The organism is Corallococcus praedator (assembly GCF_003612125.1).
Taxonomy (GTDB): domain Bacteria; phylum Myxococcota; class Myxococcia; order Myxococcales; family Myxococcaceae; genus Corallococcus; species Corallococcus praedator.
On the sequence record NZ_RAWI01000876.1, the window covers coordinates 1 to 496 of the forward strand.

The 496-nt window shown below is 56.9% G+C and carries 1 protein-coding gene; it reads right to left on the minus strand.

The genetic code is table 11. The annotated features are described in order from the left end of the window. Nucleotides 1-496 (minus strand): hypothetical protein (locus D7Y13_RS50040; RefSeq protein ID WP_208734582.1); only part of this gene is annotated, 496 nt, incomplete at both ends.

Consider the following 496-nt stretch of genomic DNA (forward strand, 5'->3'; position numbering starts at 1 on the left):
GCTGGAGGCGCAGCACTTCAGGGTCGGTTTCGTCGGGAACCAGTTCGATATCAGCGGCAAGCTGAGCGTCCTGATCGATTTCGAGAATCAGTTGTGTCCGCAAGAGTTCTAGCCCTTCGACCGACTTGACGCGATCGCCATCCTTATACGGAATCCGCTGAATGGCGCGGAGGCGAATCGATCGACCCGATTCCTCGGTCGTCGATTCTTGGCTGGGAACTGAAGGCTCATCGGGGACGGTGAATTCCGTCACAGGCCGCAGCAAGAGCGCGGGGCCTTCAGGCGATTCGACATACTCGATGTAGCGCATCTGGTCGATCGTCAGTCCGGGCATGACTTCCTGACCGGGATTTGCTAGCGAGCCGTTTTTCGACGAAGCGGTTTCCGGGTCGTCGGTCAGGTGAATTTCACCGGGCTTGATCACGATTTCGCGCAGAATGTCGTTTTTCTGCGTCACTTCGACCACGCCGCTGCTTTGACAGAAGATGTCTTTGAC